General features: G+C 70.8%; 7 protein-coding genes. All 7 read right to left on the reverse strand.

What is annotated here, in order from left to right; translation table 11 throughout:
• Positions 1–53: 53 nt before the first annotated feature.
• Positions 54–593 carry a 2-amino-4-hydroxy-6-hydroxymethyldihydropteridine diphosphokinase gene (folK, locus tag D7W79_RS37140; RefSeq protein WP_120530004.1) on the reverse strand — a complete coding sequence of 180 codons (540 nt, stop codon included), beginning with the start codon at positions 591–593 and terminating at the stop codon, positions 54–56.
• Positions 590–1,357: a fumarylacetoacetate hydrolase family protein gene (locus D7W79_RS37145; RefSeq protein WP_120530005.1), complete on the reverse strand. Its 768-nt coding sequence runs from the start codon at positions 1,355–1,357 to the stop codon at positions 590–592. The genes folK and D7W79_RS37145 overlap by 4 nt, the downstream gene beginning before the upstream one ends.
• Positions 1,354–2,172 carry a 4-hydroxy-tetrahydrodipicolinate reductase gene (gene dapB, locus D7W79_RS37150; protein ID WP_120530006.1) on the reverse strand — a complete coding sequence of 273 codons (819 nt, stop codon included), beginning with the start codon at positions 2,170–2,172 and terminating at the stop codon, positions 1,354–1,356. Before dapB ends, D7W79_RS37145 begins: the two co-directional genes overlap by 4 nt.
• A gap of 17 nt (positions 2,173–2,189) precedes the next feature.
• Complete coding sequence (dapA, locus tag D7W79_RS37155; protein ID WP_120530007.1) at positions 2,190–3,077, reverse strand: 4-hydroxy-tetrahydrodipicolinate synthase; 888 nt, start codon at positions 3,075–3,077, stop codon at positions 2,190–2,192.
• A gap of 16 nt (positions 3,078–3,093) precedes the next feature.
• On the reverse strand, positions 3,094–4,335 hold the full coding sequence (lysA, locus tag D7W79_RS37160) for a diaminopimelate decarboxylase (protein ID WP_120530008.1): 1,242 nt from the start codon (positions 4,333–4,335) through the stop codon (positions 3,094–3,096).
• Positions 4,332–4,547, reverse strand: coding sequence for a hypothetical protein (locus tag D7W79_RS37165; protein WP_120530009.1), 216 nt, complete (start codon positions 4,545–4,547; stop codon positions 4,332–4,334). Before D7W79_RS37165 ends, lysA begins: the two co-directional genes overlap by 4 nt.
• Positions 4,548–4,550: 3 nt before the next feature.
• Positions 4,551–6,280: TIGR04551 family protein (locus tag D7W79_RS37170; protein WP_120530010.1), on the reverse strand; the 1,730-nt coding region annotated here is incomplete at its 5' end.

Below are 6,280 nucleotides of genomic sequence, written 5' to 3' on the forward strand. Positions count from 1 at the left end.
GGGGGTGGGCTCGGCCGCGAGCAGCGCGGCCGTGGCCAGGACGAGGGACAGGCTCATAGTTCGTGGACGGGGAAACGGGCGCCCATGTCGGGCCAGTAGAGGGCCTCGCGCTTGCGGACGTCCTGGGGGGCGAGCTTCGCGAGCAGCTCCTGCACCGTCACGCCCAGCACCGGGTGGCGGGCGTCAGGGGCCAGCTCCGTCAGGGGCTCCAGCGCGAAGCGGCGCTTGTGCAGTTCAAGGTGGGGCACCTGGAGGTTCGCGTCCGCGACGACGGAGTGGTCCTCCTCGTCCCAGAGCAGGATGTCCAGGTCGATGGTGCGCGGGCCCCAGCGCTGGGTGCGGCGGCGGCCCAGGTCCTGCTCGATGCGCTGGAGGATGCACAGCAGGCGCTGCGGCGTCAGGTCGCACTCCAGCGCCACCACGGCGTTCAGGAAGCGCGGCTGCGCGGGGCCCACCGGGGCGGTGTCGTAGAGGGAGGAACACCCGAGCACCGACACCGCGTCGATGCAGGACATCGCGGAGAGGGCGGCCACGAGGTGAGACTCGCGATCGCCCTCGTTGGAACCCAGTCCTACATAGACGGTAGCGCTCAAGGCTCCATCTCAACCGGGTTCACCAGGGTTCCGATTCCCTCCAGCTCCACCTCCACCGTGTCCCCCGCCTTGAGCGCACCCACGCCCGAGGGAGTCCCCGTGCTCACCAGGTCACCGGGCAGCAGCGTCATGACGTGGGAGATGAAGGACACCAGGCGGGCGGCGCTGAACACCATGTCGGACGTCCGGCCATCCTGACGCACCTGTCCGTTCACGCGGCACACCACCCGCAGGTCCGCGGGGGACAGGCCCGTCACGGCCCAGGGGCCGGCACACGCGAAGGTGTCGTAGCCCTTGGCGCGGGTGTGCTGGATCTCCTTGCGCTGGATGTCGCGCGCGGTGACGTCGTTGAAGGCGGTGAGCCCCCAGATGGCGCGCGCGGCGGTGGCCTCGTCGGCGTTCTTCAGGCGCTCGCCGATGACGAGCGCCAGCTCCGCCTCGTAGTGCACCTCCTGGCTCGCCTTGGGGATGCGGATGGGCGAGCCCGGGCCGTTGAGCGCGGTGGAGGGCTTGGTGAAGATGAGCGGCTCCGTGGGGATGGGCTTGCCCATCTCCTCCGCGTGCTTGCGGTAGTTCTGGCCGATGCAGACGACCTTCGACGCGTCCGACGGCGTGAGCAGCGTGAGCCCCTGGAGCGAGCGGCGAAGGCCGGTCTCCTTGCCGCCGGCCCACGGCGCGGCGGTGAGCACCACCACCTCGTTGCCGTCGACGCGGCCGTAGCTGGCGCGGCCCTCGACCTGGAAGCGGCAGTAGCGGGCGGTCATGTCTTCCCCTGGAGGCCGAGCACGTCGGCCATGTCATAGAGTCCCGGCGCGCGGCCCGCCACCCAGCGCGCGGCCCTCAACGCCCCTTGCGCGAACTGGTCACGGTTCGTCGCGCGGTGGGTGAGCTCGATGCGCTCGCCCTCGCCAAAGAAGTAAACCGTGTGCTCGCCCACCACGTCCCCGCCGCGCAGCGCCTGCACGCCAATCTCACCGGGCGGCCGGGCCCCCGTCTGCCCCTCGCGAGCGAAGGTGAGGTCGTCCTTCGTGCGGCCCAGCGCCTCCATCAGCACCTCCGCCAGCTTGAGCGCGGTGCCGCTGGGTGCGTCCTTCTTCATGCGGTGGTGCGCCTCCAGCACCTCCACGTCGAACGAAGGGCCCAGCACCCGCGCCAGCTCCGCGGCCATCCGGATGACCAGGTTCACGCCCACGGACATGTTGGGCGCCGCGACGATGGGAATGCGCTTCGCGTGCGCTTCCAGCTGCGCGCGGCCCTCGGGCGTGAAGCCCGTGGTGCCCACCACCAGCGCCACGCCGCGCTCGGCGCAGATGCGCGCGTGCTGGAGAGTGGCCTCCGGGCCGGTGAAGTCCACGACGACGTCCGCCTTCGCGCCGTCCAGCGCGCGGCCCAGGTCGTCCTGCGCCAGCACGTCCAGCGGCGCGCCCAGCCGGGCCACGAGCCCCGCGTCCTGTCCCGACAGCGGGCTGCCCGGGCGCACCGTGGCGCCCACCACCGGGAGGTCGCTGGCGGCCTTCGCCAGGCGCACCAGCGTGCTGCCCATGCGGCCGGTGATGCCGGTGATGACGGTGCGGGTCATGGCGCGTGTCCCTTCTCTCAGCCCTTCAGCAGGCCCAGCCCGGTCAGCTCTTCCTTGAGCTTCGCGGCGTTCGCCTCGCCCATCTGAACGAGCGGCAGCCGCACTTCCGGACCGAACATGCCCATCAGGTGCAGCGCCCACTTCACCGGGATGGGGTTGGACTCCACGAAGAGCAGCCGGTGCAGCGCGTTCATCCGCACCTGGAGGCCGCGCGCCTTCGCGATGTCGTTGCTCCGCGCCGCCGCCACCAGGTCCGCCATCATGCGCGGCGCGACGTTGGAGGACACGGAGATGACGCCCTTGCCGCCGCACGCGATGAAGGGCAGCACCGTGAAGTCGTCGCCGGACAGGAGCGTCAGCCGGTCGCCGCACTTCTCCACCAGGTCCACCGCGCGGATGAGGCTGGCCGTGGCCTCCTTCAGCGCCACGACCTCCGGGATGTCACACAGGCGCAGCGCCGTCTCCGGCAGGAGGTCCACGCCCGTGCGGCCCGGCACGTTGTAGGCGACAAGCGGGAAGCCCGGGTGCGCCTTCGCGATGGCGCGGTAGTGCTCCACCAGGCCCGCCTGCGTGGGCTTGTTGTAGTAGGGCGTGACGATGAGCGCGCCGTCGGCGCCCACCTCGCGCGCGCGGCGCACGGACTCGATGGTCTCGCGCGTGCTGTTGCTGCCCGCGCCCGCTACCACCGGCACCCGGCCCTTCACCTCGTCCACGACGACGGCGATGGCGCGCGCGCGCTCGTCCGCGTCCATGGTGACCGCTTCGCCCGTGGTCCCCATGGGCAGGAGCACGTTCGTGCCGCCCTCGAGCTGATAGCGGACCAGGGCCCGGAAGGCCCCCTCGTCCAGGCTTCCGTTGAGGAACGGAGTGGCCAGCGCCGTCATGGAGCCTTCGAAGGTCTTCATGCCGGCGCTTATACGTTCAGGCCCGCTCGCCGCGCCAGAGGTCCTCGACGCGCTCGCGCTCCCGCACGACACGCCAGGCAGCACCGTCCACCAGCACCTCCGCCGGCCGGGGCCGCGAGTTGTAGGTGGAAGCCATGCTCATCCCGTAAGCCCCGGCGCTCATGAAGGCATACAGGTCGTCCTGGCGGGGCAGCACCAGGGGGCGTGCCCGCGCGAGCACGTCGGTGGATTCACACACCGGCCCCACCACGTCCACCTCCACGTCCCGGCCGCGGCGCTTCACGACCGGCTGGATTTCGTGGTGCGCCTCGTAGAGCGCCGGGCGCAGCAGGTCATTCATGCCCGCATCCACCACCACGAAGGTGCGCGCCTCGGTGGGCTTCCTGTACAGCACGCGCGTGAGCAGCACGCCCGCGTTGCCCACGAGCGCTCGCCCCGGCTCCAGCAGCAGCGTGGCGCCGGTGCCCTCCGTCGCGTCCAGCACCGTGCGCGCGTACTGCTGGGGGCTGGGCGGCGTCTCGTCCGAATAGGTGATGCCCAGGCCGCCGCCCACGTCCAGGTACTCCAGCGCGTGGCCCTGCGTGTTGAGCGTGGAGTAGAGGTCCGCCACCTTGGTGATGGCGGCCTTCATGGGGGCGGTGCGCGTGAGCTGCGAGCCGATGTGGCAGTCCAGCCCCAGCGCCTTGAGCCCCTTCAGCTTCTTCGCCTTCGCGTAGAGGGCGACCGCCTCCTCGAAGGGCACGCCGAACTTGGACGTCTTCAGGCCGGTGGAGATGTAGCGGTGCGTGCGCGCGTCCACGTCCGGGTTCACGCGCAACGCGAACGGCGCGCGCTTGCCCAGCCGGCGGCCCACGGCGTCCAGCGCCTCCAGCTCCTCCGCGCTCTCCACGTTGAAGAGCAGGAGGCCCTGGGACAGCGCCTGGGCCATCTCGTCCGGCGTCTTGCCCACGCCCGCGAACACCGTCTTGCCCGGCTCGCCGCCGGCCTGCTTCACGCGCGCCAGCTCGCCGCCGGACACGATGTCGAAGCCGCTGCCCAGCCCCGCGAAGAGGCGCAGGATGGCCAGGTTGGAGTTGGCCTTCACCGAGTAGCAGATGAGGTGCTTCTGGCCCTGGAACGCGTCCGTCACCTCGCGGAAGCGCTCCGCGAGGGCGGCGGTGGCGTAGACGTAGGTGGGCGTGCCCACCGCGTCCGCGATGGCGGACAGGGGCACCCCTTCCGCGTGCAGCACGCCCTTCTTGTAGTTGAAGGCGCTCACTCGGGCAGCCCGGCGTCCGTGGAGGACGGAGGCACCGTGGGGCCCGAGGGCTCCACGGGTCCGCGCGGCGGCTCCTGCGCGGGCACCGTCTCCGGCGTGGGCGCGGGCAGCGGCGCCGGACGGGGCGCGTGGGGGCTGCCCTTGATGCCGCATGCCACCAGCGCGAGCGTCAGGCTGGTGGCGGCGCACAGCCGGATGAGCGAGGAGCGCATGGGCTAGAACCGGATGGCCAGCGTGCCGCGGATGGCGTGCGCGGTGCTCAGCTCCTGGCCCGGCAGGCCCGTGTCCTTCAGGCCGTCCAGGGGGAAGAGGATGCCGTAGTCGATGCCCGCCACGAAGCCGTCTTCCGTGATGTAGCGCGCGCCGATGTCCGCCTCCAGGCCCAGCGCCTTGCTGGTGTAGGACGGCGTGGACTCCGCGTAGAACGCCTGCGAGTAGATGACGCTGCCGAAGACGTCGAAGCCCTCCGCGATGGAGTACTTGAGGCCCGGCTTCACGTAGAACGCGTCCGTGACGCCATTGAGGATGGACCGCCACAGGATGAGGTCCACGCGGTAGTCGCGGTTGAAGCGGAAGTTGCGGATGGCGTTGTCGCTGCAGCCGCCGTTGTCGCAGCTGTACTGACGGCCCTCCACGTCGCCCGGCGCGGTGTTGCCGTCGGAGCCCGTGCCCTGGCGGCCCGGGTAGTTGCCGAAGCCCGGCGCCTTGTCACCGGAGGCGAAGCCCACCTCCACGCCCAGGTGCAGCTTCTCCGGGATGACGTGGAACTCCGTCTGGAGCACGCCACCGAACTGCGCCACGCGCAGCGACTGGGTGGTGGGGTCGTTGGCCGTGAGCGCGCGCCCGTCGATGTTGCCCAGCTGCGCGGCGAACTCCGCCTCGACGCGGAAGCTCTTCTCCGCGTACTTGAACCACAGGTCCGGGATGTAGAGCGTGCCGCCGCGCGGGACGAACGCCGGCGCGGTGGTGTTGACGGGGATGGAGGGGTTGGCGTCGTCGAACGCCACGCCCGTCTCCGTCGTGGTCGCGTAGCGCTGCGTGCGGTACGTGAAGTACAGGCCGTAGTTGAGGACGCCCTGGTTGTTTTCCAGCTTGGCCTTCTGCTGCTGGTCGGTGTCGCGCCGCGCGATGGCCAGCACCAGGCTGTGCGCGTCGTCGGACTGGGTGAGGTCCACCGGCTCGCCCAGGGCGTTGGCCTTCTCCGTGGAGAGCCCCTCGGAGTTGAAGTCCAGCATGGGCGTCACGTACCAGCCGGCGAACGGCTCGGTGACGAACTGGATGCGGTCCACCGTGTCGCCGTAGTCGCAGTCCAGGCAGTTGCCGTCGTTGCGCAGCATGCCCAGACCCCAGTGGCTGCCCATGCGGCCGAAGCGCAGGATGCCCACCGGCGTCGTCACCTCACCGTACGCGCGGCGGACATGGACGGTGTCCTTGAACGCGCTGACGGCGGAGTTGGACGGGGACTGGTTCTCCGAGAAGAGCGTGAAGTTGTTGCGCCCGTCCCCGCTGTAGGCGCTGTCCGGGTTGGAGCCCAGGAGGATGTTGTCCAGCGCGTCCACCTGCGCCTTGATGCGCACGTCCTCGGAGACGTTGAAGGACGGATCCAGGCGGAAGCGCATGTTGGCGCCGGCCTGGGTCTGATCGGTGGCGGAGCGCGGCGAGCGCGTCCACAGCTGGCGGCCCAGGGGCGTGCCGGAGGGCAGCGCGGGCTTGCCCAGGTCGAACTTGTAGAAGAGCGTGGGGCGCACGCGCAGGTAGCCGTCGAGCGTGAACAGCTCCAGCTTGCGCTTCTCCTCCGTCCACTCCTCCTGCCAGTCGTTGTTGGCCACGGCCTGGGTGGCCGTCTGGGCGCGGATGTCCTCGCGCAGCTCCTGACGCGTGGCCTCCAGGCGCTGCTCCAGCTCCTCGCGGCTGACGGAACCTTCGCTGGGGGTGGGGGCGGTGG

The organism is Corallococcus exercitus, assembly GCF_003611585.1.
Classification (GTDB): domain Bacteria; phylum Myxococcota; class Myxococcia; order Myxococcales; family Myxococcaceae; genus Corallococcus; species Corallococcus exercitus.

Excerpts from the sequence above, each read along its gene's own strand:
- D7W79_RS37145 (WP_120530005.1), bottom strand. The coding sequence starts at position 1,357 with ATGACCGCCCGCTACTGCCGCTTCCAGGTCGAGGGCCGCGCCAGCTAC.
- dapB (WP_120530006.1), bottom strand. The coding sequence starts at position 2,172 with ATGACCCGCACCGTCATCACCGGCATCACCGGCCGCATGGGCAGCACG.
- dapA (WP_120530007.1), bottom strand. The coding sequence starts at position 3,077 with ATGAAGACCTTCGAAGGCTCCATGACGGCGCTGGCCACTCCGTTCCTC.
- D7W79_RS37165 (WP_120530009.1), bottom strand. The coding sequence starts at position 4,547 with ATGCGCTCCTCGCTCATCCGGCTGTGCGCCGCCACCAGCCTGACGCTC.